The sequence below is a fragment of the Rahnella ecdela genome (assembly GCF_019049625.1).
GTDB lineage: Bacteria > Pseudomonadota > Gammaproteobacteria > Enterobacterales > Enterobacteriaceae > Rahnella > Rahnella ecdela.
This window is the reverse complement of sequence record NZ_JAFMOY010000115.1, coordinates 44921-63536: the sequence shown is the minus strand read 5'-3', so window position 1 is coordinate 63536 and position 18616 is coordinate 44921. Positions and strand designations below refer to the sequence as shown.

Annotated in this window: 20 protein-coding genes and 2 pseudogenes; 16 read left to right on the top strand and 6 right to left on the bottom strand. The window is 49.1% G+C overall.

Translation table 11 applies throughout. The features are described 5' to 3' along the window. Positions 1–134: 134 nt before the first annotated feature. The 14 genes and pseudogenes from J1784_RS06455 to J1784_RS06390 form a co-directional block, all read left to right on the top strand. On the top strand, positions 135–1046 hold the full coding sequence (locus J1784_RS06455) for a hypothetical protein (RefSeq protein WP_338019898.1): 912 nt from the start codon (positions 135–137) through the stop codon (positions 1044–1046). A 98-nt stretch (positions 1047–1144) separates the two neighbouring features. Continuing rightward, complete coding sequence (locus J1784_RS06450) at positions 1145–2008, top strand: GTPase family protein (RefSeq protein ID WP_217148494.1); 864 nt, start codon at positions 1145–1147, stop codon at positions 2006–2008. 93 nt (positions 2009–2101) lie between these two features. Further along, on the top strand, positions 2102–2926 hold the full coding sequence (locus J1784_RS06445) for a DUF932 domain-containing protein (RefSeq protein WP_217148493.1): 825 nt from the start codon (positions 2102–2104) through the stop codon (positions 2924–2926). Between the two features lie 207 nt (positions 2927–3133). Continuing rightward, positions 3134–3844: a transcriptional regulator gene (locus tag J1784_RS06440; RefSeq protein ID WP_217148492.1), complete on the top strand. Its 711-nt coding sequence runs from the start codon at positions 3134–3136 to the stop codon at positions 3842–3844. Positions 3845–3869: 25 nt separating this feature from the next. After that, the gene (locus J1784_RS06435) at positions 3870–4406 is read left to right on the top strand and encodes a DUF4339 domain-containing protein (RefSeq protein WP_054878575.1); all 537 of its coding nucleotides are present in this window, start codon (positions 3870–3872) and stop codon (positions 4404–4406) included. A 228-nt stretch (positions 4407–4634) separates the two neighbouring features. Beyond that, positions 4635–5543: an Ivy family c-type lysozyme inhibitor gene (locus J1784_RS06430; RefSeq protein ID WP_081009684.1), complete on the top strand. Its 909-nt coding sequence runs from the start codon at positions 4635–4637 to the stop codon at positions 5541–5543. A 105-nt stretch (positions 5544–5648) separates the two neighbouring features. Beyond that, positions 5649–5882: pseudogene (locus tag J1784_RS06425) on the top strand (DUF905 domain-containing protein). A gap of 85 nt (positions 5883–5967) precedes the next feature. After that, positions 5968–6426 carry an antirestriction protein gene (locus J1784_RS06420; protein WP_054878576.1) on the top strand — a complete coding sequence of 153 codons (459 nt, stop codon included), beginning with the start codon at positions 5968–5970 and terminating at the stop codon, positions 6424–6426. A gap of 11 nt (positions 6427–6437) precedes the next feature. Beyond that, entirely contained in the window at positions 6438–6917 is a 480-nt protein-coding gene (gene radC / locus J1784_RS06415; protein WP_054878577.1) for a RadC family protein, read from the top strand. Positions 6918–6931: 14 nt separating this feature from the next. After that, complete coding sequence (locus tag J1784_RS06410) at positions 6932–7267, top strand: type IV toxin-antitoxin system YeeU family antitoxin (RefSeq protein ID WP_054878578.1); 336 nt, start codon at positions 6932–6934, stop codon at positions 7265–7267. Positions 7268–7334: 67 nt separating this feature from the next. Beyond that, entirely contained in the window at positions 7335–7655 is a 321-nt protein-coding gene (locus tag J1784_RS06405) for a TA system toxin CbtA family protein (protein ID WP_120011098.1), read from the top strand. A 526-nt stretch (positions 7656–8181) separates the two neighbouring features. Then, a complete protein-coding gene (locus J1784_RS26985) occupies positions 8182–8601 on the top strand; it encodes a toll/interleukin-1 receptor domain-containing protein (RefSeq protein WP_253272186.1) in 420 nt (139 codons plus the stop codon). Between the two features lie 303 nt (positions 8602–8904). Next, complete coding sequence (locus tag J1784_RS06395; protein ID WP_054878581.1) at positions 8905–9531, top strand: hypothetical protein; 627 nt, start codon at positions 8905–8907, stop codon at positions 9529–9531. Between the two features lie 655 nt (positions 9532–10186). Next, positions 10187–10678: pseudogene (locus J1784_RS06390) on the top strand (alpha/beta hydrolase); the annotation flags it as partial. Here the strand turns inward: J1784_RS06390 and J1784_RS06385 are convergent. From J1784_RS06385 to J1784_RS06375, 3 genes are all read right to left on the bottom strand, one after another. Continuing rightward, positions 10656–10991 carry a hypothetical protein gene (locus J1784_RS06385; RefSeq protein ID WP_217148491.1) on the bottom strand — a complete coding sequence of 112 codons (336 nt, stop codon included), beginning with the start codon at positions 10989–10991 and terminating at the stop codon, positions 10656–10658. The pseudogene J1784_RS06390 and the gene J1784_RS06385 overlap by 23 nt on opposite strands. 139 nt (positions 10992–11130) lie before the next feature. Further along, positions 11131–12351: an ISL3 family transposase gene (locus J1784_RS06380; protein ID WP_217148490.1), complete on the bottom strand. Its 1221-nt coding sequence runs from the start codon at positions 12349–12351 to the stop codon at positions 11131–11133. A gap of 18 nt (positions 12352–12369) precedes the next feature. Further along, the gene (locus J1784_RS06375; protein WP_119262276.1) at positions 12370–12720 is read right to left on the bottom strand and encodes an SH3 domain-containing protein; all 351 of its coding nucleotides are present in this window, start codon (positions 12718–12720) and stop codon (positions 12370–12372) included. A 591-nt stretch (positions 12721–13311) separates the two neighbouring features. On the opposite strand from J1784_RS06375, the gene J1784_RS06370 reads away from it, so the two are divergent. After that, a complete protein-coding gene (locus tag J1784_RS06370; protein ID WP_217148489.1) occupies positions 13312–14448 on the top strand; it encodes a porin in 1137 nt (378 codons plus the stop codon). A 66-nt stretch (positions 14449–14514) separates the two neighbouring features. Here the strand turns inward: J1784_RS06370 and J1784_RS06365 are convergent, their stop codons facing one another. Then, entirely contained in the window at positions 14515–14736 is a 222-nt protein-coding gene (locus J1784_RS06365; protein WP_217148488.1) for a hypothetical protein, read from the bottom strand. Positions 14737–15203: 467 nt separating this feature from the next. Here J1784_RS06365 and J1784_RS06360 point away from each other — a divergent pair, with 467 nt between their 5' ends. After that, positions 15204–16037 (top strand): HNH endonuclease, encoded by an 834-nt coding sequence (locus J1784_RS06360; RefSeq protein ID WP_217148487.1) that lies wholly within the window; start codon positions 15204–15206, stop codon positions 16035–16037. 30 nt (positions 16038–16067) lie between these two features. On the opposite strand, the gene alsS is transcribed toward J1784_RS06360, so the two are convergent. Then, a complete protein-coding gene (gene alsS / locus J1784_RS06355) occupies positions 16068–17744 on the bottom strand; it encodes an acetolactate synthase AlsS (protein WP_217148486.1) in 1677 nt (558 codons plus the stop codon). A 26-nt stretch (positions 17745–17770) separates the two neighbouring features. Beyond that, positions 17771–18553 (bottom strand): acetolactate decarboxylase, encoded by a 783-nt coding sequence (budA, locus tag J1784_RS06350; RefSeq protein WP_217148485.1) that lies wholly within the window; start codon positions 18551–18553, stop codon positions 17771–17773. Between the last annotated feature and the right edge of the window lie 63 nt (positions 18554–18616).

Genomic DNA, 18616 nt, shown 5'->3' with positions numbered 1-18616 from the left:
TGAAATCAAGGCATGAAATGAAGGTGGAAAGGCTTAAGATAATCAAAAAAAGAACGTAGTATACTACGTAGAGTGCTACGTCTTTTTCTACGATTGTTGTTACGTTTGAGGTTATGATGAGTGCAGGAAAACGAGTGACCAATCTCTGGATGAAAAGAATAAATTTATGGCTTTACTGGGATATCTTTCGCTCAGCATTGATGCATGTTGATGAGTCTCGTGAATTAGTGGAAAGAATAGATGATGCCACTCTTTTCAAAGAGTCTTGTATTAAATATATGAATAAAAAAGAAATGGTTAAATATAGGAGTGCGGAGGATTTCTTTGAAAAGAGTAAGCGAGAGGTTGAGGGTAAGTTAATACCTTTTAGTGAACTTGAGTGGATTGATTGTGAGCGTTCGTTGTCATTTGTTGCTAATTATATCCATGCCGAATATAAGCTATATACAAATAATAATGCCCCCTCTCTTCTTGAGATCACTTTACCTGAATGGAGCCTTGATTCTGATAAGGGTGGCGTAAATTATGACGGGTTAATTCTTTTGATCGACTATCAATGTCGTGTATCAAGCTTTAACCATATCCATTCAAACTTAGAGCGTTTGAAAAATTCTTGGCTCCGTATCAAGAAAAAATTTGGCAATCCGTTCTGGTTCTCATCAACCAGACATGATGCTAAATACCAGGCAGATTATCAGTGGGTGATGTCTTACTTCGATAAGAACAAAATGATTAATGGTAATGTGGATTTTTGGTTTGAAAAAAATATGAATCTGAAAGTTCATTCAATCTTTGATCAATGGGTTGACAATAAATCCGATGCTGAAGGTGAATTGTTTATTATAAAAACAAAAAAAGCATGGGGGCAGAAAAAATTCAGAGATAGTGTTGCAAACAAAAAGGTTCTCAATACCTATATTAGCAAAGGCAGTAAGAGACAACTTGATTATCTGGTCAGTAAAAATGAAATGAAAATCAATGAATTAATTGAGATGCTGATCAATGATGCGTACGCAAAAGCTAAACTGAAAAGTTGGGAAAATTAAAAAATATTACAGATATATATCATCACTCTGAACATATCCCATTAACGGCAGAACCACGAGGTTCTGCCGTTTTTGTATACTTTTTCGGAGGAGCAGTAATGAAACAATTTGACGGTCTGCAGTCACTGCAGCAACCGCTTTCCGGCCTGCCCCAGTGGGTCTCTGAACGCATTCTGCAGCAGATAAATCAGTTAACCCAATACGAGCCTGTAATAGGCATTATGGGGAAAACCGGGACGGGAAAGAGCAGCCTGTGCAATACCCTGTTTGCTGGGGATATATCACCGGTCAGTGATGTAGCGGCATGTACTCGAAAACCACTGCAGTTTCGCCTGCAGTTCGGCAAACGCTTTATGACAATTAGGGACCTACCCAGCGTTGGAGAGTCCGAACTACGGGATGCTGAATATGCCGCACTCTACCGTGAACAACTTCCTCGGCTCGACCTGGTGCTGTGGTTGATCAAGGCCGATGACCGGGCGCTGGCGGTGGATGAACATTTTTACCGGGAGGTGATTGGTGAGGCATACCGGCATAAGGTGTTGTTTGTTATCAGTCAGTCCGACAAGGTTGAACCCACCTGCGGTGGTGAAAAGCTGTCTACAGAGCAGAAACAAAATATCAGCCGCAAAATCTGCCTGCTACATGAGTTGTTCCAGCCGGTAAACCCTGTCTGCGCAGTGTCGGTACGTTTGCAGTGGGGGCTGCGGATGATGGTTGAACGGATGATTCGTTGCCTGCCGCGGGAGGCCAGTAGTCCGGTAGCGGTACAGCTTAGTGCTCCACTTCGTACCGATGCCGTTAATAAAAAAGCCCGTGACGATTTTGGTGAAACGGTCGGCTCGGTACTGGACACAGTAAGTTCCATGCCCCTGATACCGGCCCCGGTTCGGACAGTCATCCAGTCTGTACGCGACATCGTAGTATCAGTCGCTCGTGCAGTCTGGAATTTCTTCTTCTGAAAATTAACCCTTCAAACCCGTAGTTTGCTGAGCCCTGCTGCGACTTTGCGGCGGGGCTTTTTGTATTTATTTTCCATTATGAGGAGTCTGCTTATGACCCGTCTGGCTTCGCGCTTTGGCGCAGTAAATCTTATCCGTCGTGACCGTCCGTTAACCCACGAAGAACTGTTTCTTGTGGTACCCAGCGTTTTCAGCGAGGACAAACACGAATCCCGCAGTGAACGATACACATATATACCCACCATCTCTCTGCTGGACAGTCTGCAGCGGGAGGGCTTTCAGCCGTTCTTTGCCTGTCAGACCCGCGTGCGTGATCCGGGTCGTCGTGAACATACGAAGCACATGCTGCGCCTGCGTCGGGAGGGGCAGATTACCGGTAAGCAGGTGCCGGAAATTATTCTGCTCAATTCTCACGATGGCTCCAGTTCGTATCAGATGCTACCGGGACTATTCCGTGCGGTATGCCAGAACGGGCTTGTCTGCGGTGAGTCGTTTGGCGAGGTGCGAGTGCCGCACAAAGGAGATGTCGTGAGTCAGGTGATTGAGGGGGCGTATGAAGTACTGGGTATTTTTGACCGTGTGGAAGAGAAGCGGGATGCCATGCAGTCGCTGATGCTGCCGCCACCTGCACAACAGGCTCTGGCACAGGCTGCATTGACGTACCGTTTCGGTGAGGACCACCAGCCGGTGACAGCACCTCAGATACTTTCCCCACGCCGCTGGCAGGATGAGAGCAATGATCTGTGGACCACATACCAGCGTATTCAGGAGAACCTGATTAAGGGCGGGCTCAGTGGCCGGAGTGCAAAAGGCGGGCGAACGCATACCCGCGCCGTGCGTGGTATTGACGGAGATGTGAAGCTTAACCGGGCTCTCTGGGTGATGGCTGAAGCGATGCTGAGTGGGTTTCAGTCCTGAGCTTGTTATCAGCATGTTAATAAAGGACACACCCTGTCCGTTTACCTGCATTAAATTGAGTGTTTTTTCACCGTGTTTCACGGTGTGCCGCGTCGGGCCTGCTTCCGGAGGCAGATAAAAAATAGTTCATTCCATGTCCATACCCTGTCCGCCCCCCTCTTTAGAATCATCTCATATTCAGTCAGTTAACTATTACGGAGATTTAAGATGACACAGGCAGAGCGCCGTCATGACCGGCTGGCTGTCAGGCTGTCACTGATAATCAGCCGCCTGGTTGCAGGTGAAACGCTGAACTTAGCGCGGCTGGCTGCAGAGTTTGGTGTGTCAATCCGTACCCTGCGACGGGATTTTCGCGAACGGCTGATGTACCTCGACCTTGAGTATCGACGGGGGCAATGCCGCCTGCGCAGTACCGGTGGAGGCGTACAGGGCGAGCTGGATGCGCTGACCTTTGCTCACAGGGCAGGACTGGCCGATATTTTTCCGGGGCTGGACCGGCGTCTGGCGGGCATGCTGCTCACTGCAGGAGGGATGCCGTGTCTGGTATGGCAGCCGCCACAGTCTGTGTCCCCGGTCATCTCACTGGTGTTCTACCGTCTCGTCAGTGCCATTACCGCCTGCCAGCGGGTACTACTGCTGGCCGAGGGAGAGCGCTGTGACGGGCTGGCTCCGTACCGCCTGATATCACTCGATGGCTGCTGGTACCTCACCGGTGAACTTAACGGGCATATCACCGTGCACCCTCTGGCGACCATCCATGCGGTGACAGTCCTGAACACCACTTTTACCCCGCGAAAACGTCTCAGCCAGCTAACCACACAGGCGGGCTTTATCCGGGCTCTTCCGCACTTCAGCTGTATTCGCGAAGTCCTGTCGCCTGGGCCCTCTGAGGAGGAGCAGGGCAACACACTGATTTAATTACCTCTGTTAAGAAGGAAAAACAATGACCTGGCATTACGAAAAAAATGGCATACGTCACGACAATGTGACCGAAGACGACATCACTGGCCTGATTATGCGCGGTGAACTCACCGCTGCCACGCTGGTGTGGCGACAGGGCATGACGGATTGGCAACCGGTCTCTGCCACCCCGCTGGCTTCGGCGCTGCTCCACAGCACCACACCACCAGCGCTGCCGGGGAGTCGCATTCCGGGCGGAGTGGTATGGACGCTGGCATTTGCTCCCTTCATTGGTTATGCGCTCGAGCTGTGGACGGCAGGGCTGAGCGGAATGTCTTTTGACGAGGCATATGAGGCCGTCTCGGGCGGGCAGTACTGGTTTATCACGCTGCTGCTCAATATCGCTCTGGGGTATCTCGATGAACGACGCCTGCGTAAGGCCGGAGTGGATACCACCACGTTTGGCAAACTGGCCTGGCTGGTGCCGTTCTATTTATGGCGACGGGCAAAAACTCTCGGTCAGAAACCGGCTCACTTCTGGGTATGGCTGGTGATGCTGGTCCTGACGGCGATGGCCTGAGTCCCCGCTACATGAAACTCACTCAGTGAAAGAATAGAGTAAAGAAAAAGTGTTATGTTACTGAGCGTTACAGGCATTCTGCTGTTCAATGCTGGAGTTAAGGCTCAGCCTTACAACCGGAAGTTACCTGTTGCGGACAATGATAACAACGGCAATATTTCTTGGTGCGCTTACGTACCAGCATAACCCCACTGCCCCTGTGTCAGGGGCTTTATCAGGAATCTAATAATGAAAAGAAAATTCTCCTCTGCAAGTATGAAATGGAGTTGGTTGGCACTCTCTGTAGCATTGATGGCCCCGGCAGCAGTCCAGGCAACTGTCAAAACGGCGGTAAAGGCCAAGAGCTGTCAGCCAGAAAACAATACCTGCCCATATCCTTTTGATCTGTACAAAACTGACCCAGAGTATAAAAAGTCGTTTGATGAGACCATGAATCAGAATGGTTTACCGACGATGCTCGACGAGATGAATGGTCCAGCGGGTCCGATGGAGCCAGTAAAAATTGACGGTAAAGTCTACCTGAAAGGTTTTATGTGTGAAGACGGTAACTGTGGTAACCACAATCTGACATTCTTGTACCAGCCTGACCTCCATAACTTGGTGGGCTTCTACAGTAACGGTAAAGATGGGCAGTGGGTTAACACCCCAAGTGATGGTGAGCTGAAAGTATTACGTGCATTAGCCAATGGGACTGCGGAACCAACACACACGCCAACCACCATTACCACGTCCAATGATGCACCACCTGCGAATACCATCTGGGAATTTACCGGGGGTAACGGTGACACTCTGTGGAGCATGTGCGGCGGTAAACAGAACAGTTGTGTGATTGTTGGTAATACCAAACACGTGGTCGCCGTGTTAAATCACAAATCTGCCAGTGGGTGTGCATTAGGTGATTTTTACATCATTGACAGGGATGACCGTTCCTGGCAACAGCGAGATACTGGAACCTGTAGCCCAAATGCCTGGGTGCGCAAAGGATCCATTAAAGGCGGTCAATACTTGTCTGTTGACATCGGCATCGGCAACGAAACGGTCATACAATATCCGATCGGGTACTGGTCAGATGTGAAAGAGTTCACTGGCCCAAACCGACCATCCTGGGAAAAAGCAAAACAGGCAGCTAAACAGTAGTATGATCGTTACAACACAAAATATAGTCTATTTCCCTTCCTCTCTTTCTGTCTCCTGTCCCCTGTCGCCTCTGCGTCAGGGGCTTTGTCTTTAAATATTATAAAAATGCCTGAACTTCAATTACTGCTGCCGGGACCTTTCGCCCGATAGCAGGCCGAAGCTGTTACCCGCCGATATCACAACATCGCCATTGAAGACGACCAGGGCAGTCACTTCCGTCTGGTGGTTCGTGCCCCTGCGGGTCGAATGGTCTGGCGGGCGTGGAGTTTTGAACCTGATGCTGGCGAAGGACTTAATCGATATATCCGTCAGTATGGCATTCTCAGTGCATCCTCCTGACCACACCCATTCATCATCCCTGCATGTCCTTTATTTCCCATACGCCAGCAATCGTCGCTGGCGTTTTTATTGACGGAGAATATCCATGATGACACTAACTCAACGCGAATTGATGCCCGCTAATAAACCTCAATTTGACCTTACTGCAACGCCAGTACCCGACGAACAGCGTCTCGATTTCTGGCCACTATACTTTGGGGCTATCCCGCAGTGGATAACGCTGGAACCGCGTATTTTCGCCTGGATGGACCGCCTCTGTGATGAGTATAGCGGTGGTATCTGGTCATTTTACAAGCTCAGCAATGGTGGAGCGTTTATGGCCCCTGATGCTGACAGTGACGATAAATGGCATCTTTTCAACGGCATGAACTGCAATGGTGCGGAAATGAGCGCGGAAGCCGCAGGCATTGCTGTCTGCCTGATCGAATACAGCCATCACGCCTGTCGCACCGAATGCGATGCCATGACGGAGCACTATTACCGTCTGCGCGACTATTCCCTTAACCACCCCGAATCCCGCGCAATTCTCGCCATCATTGATTAAGGAATTTTTCCATGGAGAAACAACTAGCCCTGTTTACGCCGGAACTGCCGTTACAGGCACTGCGCACCATCAAACGCGCCCTGAGTCTGCTTGACCACCATCTGCGCGAACCGGGTGTGGCATTCACCTCCACACAGGCCGCTCGCGACTGGCTCAGGCTCAAGATGGGAACCCTTGAGCGTGAAGAATTTGTCGTGCTGTACCTCAATAACCAGAACCAGCTGCTTGCCCACGAAACACTGTTCACCGGCACCCTCAATCACACTGAAGTTCATCCCCGGGAAGTGGTGAAACGCGCCCTGTACTTTAACGCGGCAGCAGTGATATTTGCCCATAACCACCCTTCCGGGGAGGTTGCACCAAGTCAGGCAGACAAGGCTATTACCCAGCGACTGGTGCAGGCGCTGATGCTGGTGGAAGTTCGAGTGCCTGACCACCTGATTGTAGGTGGCAGACAGATTTTCTCTTTTGCCGAACATGGCCTTCTTTAAACAGGAATAAAATTATGAATAAAGACGTTACACAAACCTGGGGTCTTAAACGAGATATCACACCGTGTTTCGGAGCCCGACTGGTGCAGGAAGGTCATCGCCTGCATTTTCTGGCTGACCGGGCAGGATTCACCGGCTCATTCAGTGAGGTGCAGACCCTACAACTGGATGAAGCCTTCCCGCATTTTGTCGCACACCTAGAGCTGATGCTGCTCTCAGGTGAGCTGAATCCCCGGTACGCGCACTGCGTTACGCTGTACCGTAACGAGCTGACTTGTGAAGCAGATACGCTGGGAAGTCATGGGTATGTGTATATCGCCATTTATCCCTCAAATCAGGTTAAAGACTAACCTTCAGCATCATCTCAGTTTTGTAAGCCTTCAAATCTTCCGTTCCTTTATTTAAGAGACTCAACACATGCAAATCTCAACTGTATCGGCCACGGTGCCGGTTTCGTCACGCCTGTCGCCCGTGCAGGTCTGGCAGCAACTTTTAACGTATCTGCTGGAACACCATTACGGCCTGACGCTTAACGATACGCCATTTCATGACGACGCGGCCATTCAGGAGCATATCGAAGCGGGAATAACGCTTGCTGATGCAGTGAATTTTCTGGTGGAACGCTATGAGCTGGTACGCACTGACCGCAAAGGGTTTACGTGGCAGGAGCAGACACCATTTCTGACCGCTACCGATATTCTCAGAGCAAGGCGAGCTACCGGATTAATGAATACTTAAATTCTTCGAGTCTCATTCCTGATTTTTACCTCTGTACTTTCCACCCTTTTTATTCATCGCATAATGCGCTTGCCATTACCGGTTGGCGTGCTTGCATTTAGCGACGGTTCCTCTCTTCACTACTGGAGTGAGACATTTAATTAAGACAATGAAATCAATAAAGAAGGGAGGGCTCACTTTTTATAGGATTAATATCCCATAAAATTTGCGTTCAAGGGCAACCTCTAATTGGAAAAAAAATTACTAATGGGAGAATTACGATATGACTAGATGCACAGCACCAGTGCGCGGACATACCTCAGCGGCAGCGGCTGCAGCATGTCCTGCATGTCGTTATCGCAGTAGAAGTTATGGTTCTTACGGTCCCTCCTACTCTTCGTCGGGCAGTAGTGGGGGAAATAGTGGCGGCGGTGCCAGTTCCAGCAGCCCAAGACCCCGCTGGTCGAAATCAAGTTCATCCGTGTCGTATACATCAGCCCAAGTGCAGTCACTCACGCCAATCCGACAAACTATTGAAACACGTGCAGTGGAGCAACCAGATCTCCGTGATGTCTTCCTTTGCCACGCGTGGGATGACCGACAGGGCGTAGCCAAAGAGCTGCACGATTTACTCGTGGCTGCTGGTGTCAAAGTCTGGTTCAGCGAGAAGGACCTCGGTCTTGGAGTTCCTATGATGCGGGCTATCGACAAGGGATTAGCAAATTCGAGAATCGGGTTGGTATTGGTGACGCCAGCGTTATTGAGCCGTCTCCCCAAGGAGGGTGTTGCTGACAAGGAGCTTTCGGCACTTCTGGCGGGTAATCAACTAGTTCCAATTGTACATAACACAACGTATCAAGCTCTCCGCAATATCAGCCCCTTGCTTGCATCACGAAGCGGCTTGGATACAGGAGAAGATTCAATGAAAGTTGTCGCGACTAAAATCGCGGAGTTGGTAAGTCTTTAGCGCAGTGGCTAACACAGTTTCTTAATTCAGTTAGTGTTGTTTGTAAAAATTCGATCTAACCCTTTGGTGATTCTGGCCTGTCGTTGGCAGGCCAGACACCTTCATCGTTAATAGCCCGTAGCTGTGACTGCGAACCGTATAGAGCTGTGAGTCAAACGTTGCCGATTTAATTGTAAGCCTCAGAGACGAAACGTTGATGATGAAAAAAGGGAGTGATGAAATTTAAAATCTTTGGAATTAGAAATAGAACACTTCAGTTTGATAAACTTTGTGTCTTGGTATCTTTGGTAGAAAGGAGCAATGATGACTAAGGTAAGCTATAGACGTTATACGGATCTTCCGGCACTAATACATATTTTGACAAACAGAACTCTGACTCTTCTCGATCCTTCTTTTTGGGACGATAAGAATGACTCTTACTTTCTTGCGACTTATAAGGAGAAGAAGGAATTACAGTCAGTGCTTGCCTTATGCTTCACAAAGGAATCAGAGACATACCATCATTGGCGGGTGTTTTCATCTGGAGCATCTGGAGCATGTATTAACTTCAATCCTGAACAACTAGAAACAGCTTTCGCTAGGGCCAAAGGAGTTAAATTTAAAGAGGTAAACTACCTCGCATTGAAAGAACTACGTGAAAATCGCCCAACAATCGCTCAATTACCATTTGTTAAACGAATACCTTATAAGCATGAGAAAGAGTTCAGAGCATTATGGGAGTCAGAGTCCGATAAAGTAGGTTTCCTAGATGTTCCTATTGATATTGCTTCAATTACAAGAATAACCCTTAGCCCGTGGATGCATCCTAGCTTGAGGGAGGATGTTGTGAAACTTCTAAAAATGATAGATGGATGTAAGAGCATCCCTATTGTGAGATCAACGTTGACTGAAAATGCGAGATGGAAATCATATGGAGCAAGCGCGAGGTAAGAATCGAATAACCATATGTTTTGGTGTATGACATAACGAACCAATATTGTTTTTGAAGTGCCAATGTCCGCTTCATGCTTTGAGACATATATGGTTTTCATACAGGCGGATTAGTTAAGAGGCATTCGATAAGACAGATTACTTTACGATTCCTGTGACTCTTTTGACATTTGATAATCATATCTGTGCGCCCCTAGAAAATTATTAGCAGGTCGATATCGAGACCAAGCCTTTGGTGCCTCTGAAGAAAACGTTCTTACCTGCTTTGTTCTTGTCTTGACCACTATATTGGTGTTGTACTTATGTTATTTTGTACCTACTCGCGGTGTCTGATTTTTGTACGGATTTCTGTTTGTGGGTACAAGTGCGGGTACAAGTTCTAAGTGATAAAAATAAATAACATTGATATCAGTAAGTTGCCTGTCATGTGCGAGTCCGGCCTTCGCACCATTAGTATGAAAATTAAGTCACCCACGGGTGGCTTTTTTTATGGATAAAATTCAGCCAATCTTGCCTTCCTTTGCCCTTTTCACCCCTTTCGCGCCAATTAAACTGATGCATTAACTACCACCCTCAGGGAGAAATCATCATGGCACTGGTACCCGCAATTGCTGAGCTTGTTAGCGACTTCATCGCTGCTGGCCGACCTTCGTCCCGCAATCAGATAATGCTCATGGGTGACAGCGCAGGCGAACATCTGGCCCTTATCACCGCTCTGCGTTTAAGAAATGCCGGGCAGTGGTTGCCGCAACAACTTGTTCTGATATATCCGATGATTGACGCGACCGCTGCATCTGACAGCCATAAGCGCAATGGTGAGGATTACGTGCTGAACAGCGACACTTTACTCAGCGGTTTTGAAGCTTATTTTCCGAAAACTGACTTCATGCACCCTGAAGCCAGCCCTCTGTGGCGCGATGACTTTGCCGGATTACCGCCGGTTCATATCATCACGGCGGAATACGATCCGTTATGTGACGAAGGCGAGGCGGTGTTCTCCCGGCTGACAGAACAGAGTATTGAGTGTACTGCGCAGCGCTATAAGGGTGTCATCCACGGATTTTTCCAGCTCGGTGGGATCTGCAAGATAGCGCGCGTGGTCATGCGGGATATTGCAACAATACTCAGTTCATCGGATATGCCGTAATTTTTTTCATGCGCATCAGGCCGCTGTTGGCCTGTTCGCATAATTCAAAGAGTACAGGGATCAGATGCGCTGACGCTTTCAGATAGCCGCTGACTTGTGCGATCCCTTCCGGGGGTAATATCTCGCAGTTCTCCAGTCCTTCACTCAAACACAAAAGCCCCTGGCATAGTCCGCTGGCGGACTCCGATGCCAGCGCGCTGAGGTCATAAAGCTGTGATTCCCCGAAGTGGCTGAGATCCAATCCCTCAATCAGTGAACGAAAAACGGTTATCGAATTTGCTGTGAATGCCGTGCTGTTTTCAGTGTTAGTCATGAAGATCATTCCATTGTCAGTGAGTCGAGGCCCCCTTTACTGGCGGGGTGATTGCCGCTGCCAGAGAACTCTATGCCTGTTTTTGCAGTAATGAAATAACCTGTGTTTATTTGGGTCTTCCCCGATCATGGTGGGAGACTCAGAACGCCATGTTCAGCTTCCCGTAGTGGAACATTACGCCCAGCTTGAACCGTTCTTTATTCCTGAAGCCCCGTGACTTGATCCTCAGCAACCGTATTTTACTGTTCAGAGACTCCGCATTGCCGTTCGATACCCGGTTTTTCATTGCATTCAGGATGCCGTAAAGGCGCTTTGCCACCATGCGGGCAACGCTGGCCATGAGCGGTATACCTGTGTCTTTGGCCATCGCCATCCATTCCTGCCACAGCTTACGACTATGATCGTCATAGCGGCGGTGCCACAGATCGCGGGCAAGCTCTTTCATTACCCAGCACTGGCTCGTTTGGGGCAACACCAGGCGGGCTGCTTCTAACCTATCAGCGCGGTGGCCGAGACGGTTTTGTTTGCTGTAAAACCATAGGTAGCGTGACCGGTGGGCGCCTTTCCTGTCAGACGATGGGATGTGTTTCATCTCTGCCTGGCGGGTTTTATCAACGACGGCGCACAACATTTTTGCCACATGGAAGTGATCGAAGGCGATTTTATCTACAGCGTTGGGGAGATGGATGCGGGCTGCACTGATATAGGCCATGTTCATGTCCATCGACAGCGTTTTTATATCATCAAGCTGATGATCTCTCAGACTACGCAGATAACTCGCAAGACTCTCTACACCGCGATCATCGGTCAGTTGCAAAGCACGTCCCTGCCTGTCAGAGATAACGGTGACATACTGGTGTCCCTTTTTAAAGCCGACTTCATCCACGCAGAGGTGACGGGCCGATAAAGGCTGTTTTATCCGGGCTAAGCCTCGTTTGACTGCGCGCATCATGATGCCGTCCACAGCATTCCAACTGAGTTTAAGCTGTTTTCTGACAGCATCCACGGTGCTGACTTTCAGCCATGACAGAACAAAGGCTTCGAACAGCAAAGTGTAGCGGCTGCCTGGCCCTGCCCAGGGAACCGGCAATGTCTGGCAACCGTGCTCGGGACAGTCGACGCGGGGGACATCAGCCTCAACCAGCGTGGTGAACTGACAGGTATCGAGGTGACGCCATTTACGACGCCGGTGATCATGTATGGGGCAGGATTTACCGCAGGTTGGACAGGTCAGTTGTGTGTGCTCAACAATGCCGACAATGACCGTCACTGAACCAGATTTTTCATCAAGAGAAAGCGATTGAACTTGCCACGGTGCGGACAGGTTAAGGATATGGGCATAGAGGGATTTTTCATCCATGAAACTGCTCCAGGTTGATTAGATACTCAGAAGATTTACACATTCTTCTGGCACCCAACCAGACTCTCCTGAGTGTTTGAGCGCCCAGTACCAGCCATTAAGAGACTTGATAACAGTAATTTCCTCGTTGAAGCTGACTGATAATTCATGGGCCGTGTAATCTTCAAGACAGGTGACTTCATTAGAGCTGAGTGGAGAAAATATTTGTTGGGGAGCCCATCCTGCTTTCCCTGAGGGGAGTGTTATCCATATCCATCCCGGATATTCAAGATCACAATGGCTGATAACGGCAATATCATTCTTCGTTAACGAAATGGGGTCAGGAAAAGCAGAAGTGTAATTTCTGATAACAACAGCAGCATTATTCAAGTGGGATCTCCCATTGTTCGGTGAACAACCAAAATCCTACAACAGCCACCACAACAGGGGAAGACCCGTTTATTTACAGTGGTTTGTTGTCAGAACTGGAAGGCAGCTCGCAAATCTCTGTATGGGGATCGGAGGTATTGTCCGTCAGAATAGAATGTGGGAGATAATGAAATAAATTGGCTAATTAATAGCAGTATTTGCCATATATTATTCTGACTATTTTTAATTAACTCAAATTATTTATAATAATATTCCGTGTCTGTCACGTAATGTAATAGTCACGCTGGTGTGGTTTACTTATTGATGCTATTTTACGATGCAATTGTTATAAAACATTTCAATTCTGATCTCTGGGGAGTTTACCATTGCTTATAATTTTGTCATGTTGTTTTGTATTTAATCGATAAGATACAAAATATTTCCACTGGTTACATATAAAAATATTGTTGCCTGCAAATTGACCCATATATATAATTTCCTTATAAGGAACTTTCTGAATTTTCACTTTGTCCCTCGTCAGACCTATGTTAATTATTTATACGCGGCGCAAGACCGCACACACATCACATAAATAATAAAGACAGGGTAATAATGAGAAATTTAAAAACGTCAATATTCATTGGCGGCGTCGTGCTGTCGGCGTTATCGGCCAGCGCGCAAGCCGAGATTACTGTTTTAGATAAAAATCCTCAGAGTAATGCTTTGCTGGCACCATTAAGTTTGCAGGTTGGGGGGAGTATCCGCCCGGAGTGGATTTTTAATAATGGCCCCGAGCCAGGTTATTATAAAAATGGTCACGATGGCGGCACTCGTTTCCGCTTCCGTGGTGATTATAAACTGACGCAAGACACCTCCGTCATTGCCTACTACGAGCTGGGTGTAGATATGGCACACCTGCTGGGGATGGATGGCCACTACGAAGAGGGTTCCCGCCGCGATACTCAGCGTCAGTTATATGCAGGCTTTAAAGATGACCGCTACGGGACATTAACTTACGGCCACCAGTACGGTATTTATTATTCTGTCGTCGGGATTAAAAGCGATGTATGGGATAACGATGGTCATGCTGGCGGTACAGGTATCGGTATTAATGGCAATTACGATGGCGCAAATAAGCCCAAAAACAGCATCAAATATACCAATGACTTTGGTCCTGTGACGTTATACGCCAACTACCTGTTGCCGGAAGATGAAATTCAGGCTGGCGAGGATCAACACTATCGCCGTAATAATGGTGGCGGTTTAGGTTTCGATTATAAACTCACCAAAGATTTAGTCTGGAGTGCGGCGTACAGCCTGACGGACGCCACGGTGAAAGATAATCAATATAACGAAAAAGATTATCATCAGCAGTTGTCTGGCACGGCGTTAACCTGGCAGCCGAATAACTGGTACATCGTCGGTACCGGCAGTTATTACAAAGATTTTGTACCGAGCACCCGTGAAAATCCTGTCGATCATTACTTCGCAGGCAGCGGCTATGGTGTGGAAGGCTTCGTCGGTTATACCTTTAATATCGATAAGCCGTTCCTGAAATCTATTCAGCCTTACGTAGCAGCGGATTCCCTGCAATTGAAAGGCGGCGAAGAATATCACGCGAACCACGTTTATCTGGGCGCTGGTACTACCATCGGTTACGGCTTGTCTGTTTATGTGGAACGCACACTGGCGCATTCTACCGACAACGAACCGGACCAGACCTGGGTCACCGTCTTCTACGATTTCTAATTCACATGCCTTGTGGATCCCAAAGCCAGCGCCTTTGCGCTGGCTTTTTTACGGCGGTAAATCCGCTTAATGCGCCAGCGTTTCCACCATTTCAATAACCACCACATCATCATCGCTGAACGGCATTTCCAGCGTCTGGTAAAGCACTTCCAGCCTTTCACAGAGAATATAACCGAGCAGGTCTTTCGCCTGCGGATTATCCAGCGACACAATGGCATAAGACAACGCACGACAATGATCGACGATCTCTTCCAGTTCCAGCGGGGTATTGTCGTAAAGGTTAGGCATGTTAAGTACTCCAGAAAATAGTGGGTTTGCTACCACTGGAGACGCTAATCTCGTGGTGGTAGCTCAAACAGCGTTAGCGTTACCGGTTTTCTGGAGCCGGTGCTTCGTGAGAAGCCACTGTCTGAGCCACAATAATTTGGGTGAGTGCAGACCGTACCATATTTACTCTATTTTCATAGAGTTGATGGCACCAAACTGGGACAGAACGCTAATTCTGACTGCGGTTTTTCCGCAGCGAAGAGAGTGTAATACGCGGGAATTTGTACAGTAAGAAGAATTTTTAGGCAGTTTTACGTTTTGCGAGATGTCTTGGAAAAGTAATGAAATTGAACGTGTAAATGCATTATTTATTAACCCTCTTGCCGAAAAGAATGGTCAAACTATTCAGAAATTAAATGTATGAGTTGTAAGCGATCAAGAACACATTATACTTCCAACCTATTGATTCACTTAACAGGTATCAGTAGATGACAGACAAGGAAATGTGCGTTGTGCTAACGGAGAATGATGTTTCCCCGTGGGACGATGAAACTGGCAAGCTATATCATTTTCCAAAACAATATCAAAAGTCAGTAAGTCCTGGGATGCGATTTGTTTATTACAAAGGGAAATTAAAGTCTGAGAATAAGCAGTATTCCTCCCAACGTTTATCCGACGCTCCGCATTACTTCGGTGTTGGTAGGATAAGCAGGATAGAGCCTGATGATGCAGGTAATCTCAATGCAATCCTGACTGACTTTCAACGATTTGATCAAGCGGTTCTTGCTAGAAATGGTGATGATTATTATGAAAAAATCCCTGAAAGTAAGAAATCCAATTACTGGCGTTCTAGCGTCCGTCCCATTTCATCAGAAGTCTTTGCTGACATTGCTGTAGCCGCTGCGCTAACTGAACCACGTCACGTCATCAGTGATATAAAAAATGAAGTTGTGCATACGGAAAATGAAGCTGACGAAGAATCTCTGGTTTCATATGTGGAAGGGAAGAAGTCTTCTAAATATGTCACCACTTATGAAAGAGATCAGAAGCTTAAGAAGCTCGCTAAAATCATTCATGGCACAACTTGCTATGCCTGTGGTTTTAACTTTGGTGACTTCTACGGAGAATATGCGAAAGACTTCATTCATATTCATCACGTTGTTCCGGTGTCTGAATTTGGGGGAGCGAAAAATGTCGACCCTAATATTGATCTCGTTCCCGTTTGCGCTAACTGCCACGGGGTTATTCATCGCAAAAAAGACCGTACTCTCTCGATTGATGAGTTGAAAGATATGATCGCTGCGAGTAAAAAAACGCCCTAACTAGGGCGTTTAACGTTTAGCAAATCCCCCCTAAAAAATCCTTCCCATCTCCAGTTGTCCCATCAGTAACGCGTTATCACTGTAATCCACCGGTACGGCGACGACGGCGGGGCCTTGTACGTCCATGGCTGCGCGCAGGGTGGCTTCCAGCGTTTCGGCGGAGGTGACGGCAAATCCTTTGGCGCCGAAAGCGTCGGCGTAGGCTTTGAAATCTATCGGGCCGAACTGGATGCCGGAGGTGCGCTGGTATTTTTTTTCTTCCTGAATTGCCACCATGTTGTACGCCTGGTCGACCCAGATGATGTGCAGCAGATTGACGCCTAAACGCACGGCGGTTTCCAGTTCCATGCTTGATTGCATAAAGCCGCCATCGCCGGATACGGAAACCACTTTGCGGCCGGGATCGACCAGCGCAGCGCCGATTGCCCACGGTAGCGCGACGCCCATGGTTTGCTGGCCGTTGGAAATCAGCACCTGACGGGCGCGGAAGCTGTAAAGATATCGGGCGATCCAGATGTGAAAACTGCCCATATCGACGCACAGGGTGACATCGCTGTTGACGATGTCCTGCATCGCGCGCACCAGACGCAGCGGGTGGATCGCAAACTGGTTCAGGCTGCGGCCCTTCTGATCCAGCAGTTCACGTTGCTGGCGGCGATCTTCGAGGATCGCGATGGCAGAGGCGCTCAGATCGATGCGCTGCGGGATCTGTTCGGTCAGCAAATCCAGCGTGTCGGCAATGTCGCCGACCAGTTCGACATCCGGCAGATAGTCGCTGTCGGTCTCGGCGGGCATCACGTCGATATGCACCAGTTCGGCGTTGCCGTTACTCCATTGCGCCGGTTCATACTCGACCGGACTGAAACCGATAGTGATGACCAGATCGGCATTACGTAGCAGGCGGTCACCGGCCTGATTGTTGAACAAACCGACACGACCGGCGAAACGGTGGAAAGAGGCCTGATCGATAACGCCTGCCGCCTGATAAGTGCTGGTGACCGGCAGATCACTTTTGTGCAGCAGATGGCGGATGGCTTCGGCACTACGCGGCTGACTGGCCATCAGGCCCAGCAGTAACACCGGATTTTTGGCCTCTTTCAGTAAATGCGAGACCTGCAATATCGCATCGTGCAGCGCGCTGCCCAGTACCGGCGGCTGCGAGGTCAGGAGTTTACCGCTTGCCGGTTCGTTGATGATATCCATTGGCAGGCTGATAAAGGCTGCGCCCGGACGTCCGAACTCGGCGGCGCGAAAACCGTTCGCCAGCACTTCGGCCAGTGCGGAAGGCGAGGTGACTTCGGCGGAATACTTGGTGACCGGGCGGAACATCGCCACGGTATCCATGGTCTGATGGACCTGTTTGACATGGTCGGCGCGTTTTACCGCCCCGCCAAGCGCGACCAGCGGATCGCCTTCAGATGTTGCGGTGGCGACGCCGGTGATGAGGTTCGAGCAGCCGGGGCCGGAAGTGACCAGCGCGACGCCCGCTTTACCGGTCAGGCGGCCGACGGCACCGGCCATAAAGGCGGCGTTGGCTTCGTGGCGTACCGGAATGGTTTTAATGTGGGAATCGACCAGTGAATCAAATACGCGGTCGATTTTTGCGCCGGGAATGCCGAAAACATGTTTTACGCCCTGAGCTTCGAGCTGCGCGACGACCAGATCCGCACCGCATTTCCAGTTGGTTTTACTGTCTGAATTTTTCATGACGTTATTCCTTTTGCTGGCGGCTGTTAACTCTCAACGGACTGAATCGCATCATTTAAATCATCAGGACATAAATTAGCGTGCAGGAAATCGCTGTCCTGCGGGAAGTCGATCAGTAACTTCTCCACCGTGCCGAAGGTCAGCACGCCGCGCTCCACCTGATAATCCAGCACATGACCGCCGCTGCTTCGCGCCTGGTTAATGAAATGTTCGTGATATCCCGCTACGTTGATGCCCTGGATATAGGCCGGAGTCAGAAATCCGATCAGCACGCCCTGGCTGTGTTCGATATGAAACGTCGGCTGGGCTTCGATGGCTTCCAGCATCGGCTTATACGGGCGGTGCTGTTCCGGCACGGTGCGGGTTTCGACACGGCTGAACTCGCCATCAATGCGCAGGGCGCAGAAGGTGTTCTGACTGGCGACGGCGTTGTCGATCACCTTGTGGATTTGCCCGCGGGTATGCGGACGGTCAATGACGTATTCATTCGTCGGGTTAAAGAATGTCATGACGGCAAACGGCGTTTTTTGTTCGGGAAGGGCGCGCCGGGCGCTGCCGTCACCGCGCAGCTGGAAGATGTTGCTGTTAAACGCGATCAGTTCCCCGTCCAGATGATTGAAGGTGCCGAGACCAAAATCGCCGTGTTTTAGCAATTCCGCCATCGTGGTGTCGCCTTCATACACGCCGCTCAGCAGGGCGCTCATCAACGAGGACTGATACAAAACACGGTCAGGGTGCTGATGTTTAAAAGCCGTCGCCGTGCGGGCAATGTCCGCGACGCAGGAACAGGATCCGGAATGGGTTTTCATGCAGGGGTCTCCGTCGAATAATTAACTTTGCTAACGAAAAGGTTGACCCCATTCAGCGCACAG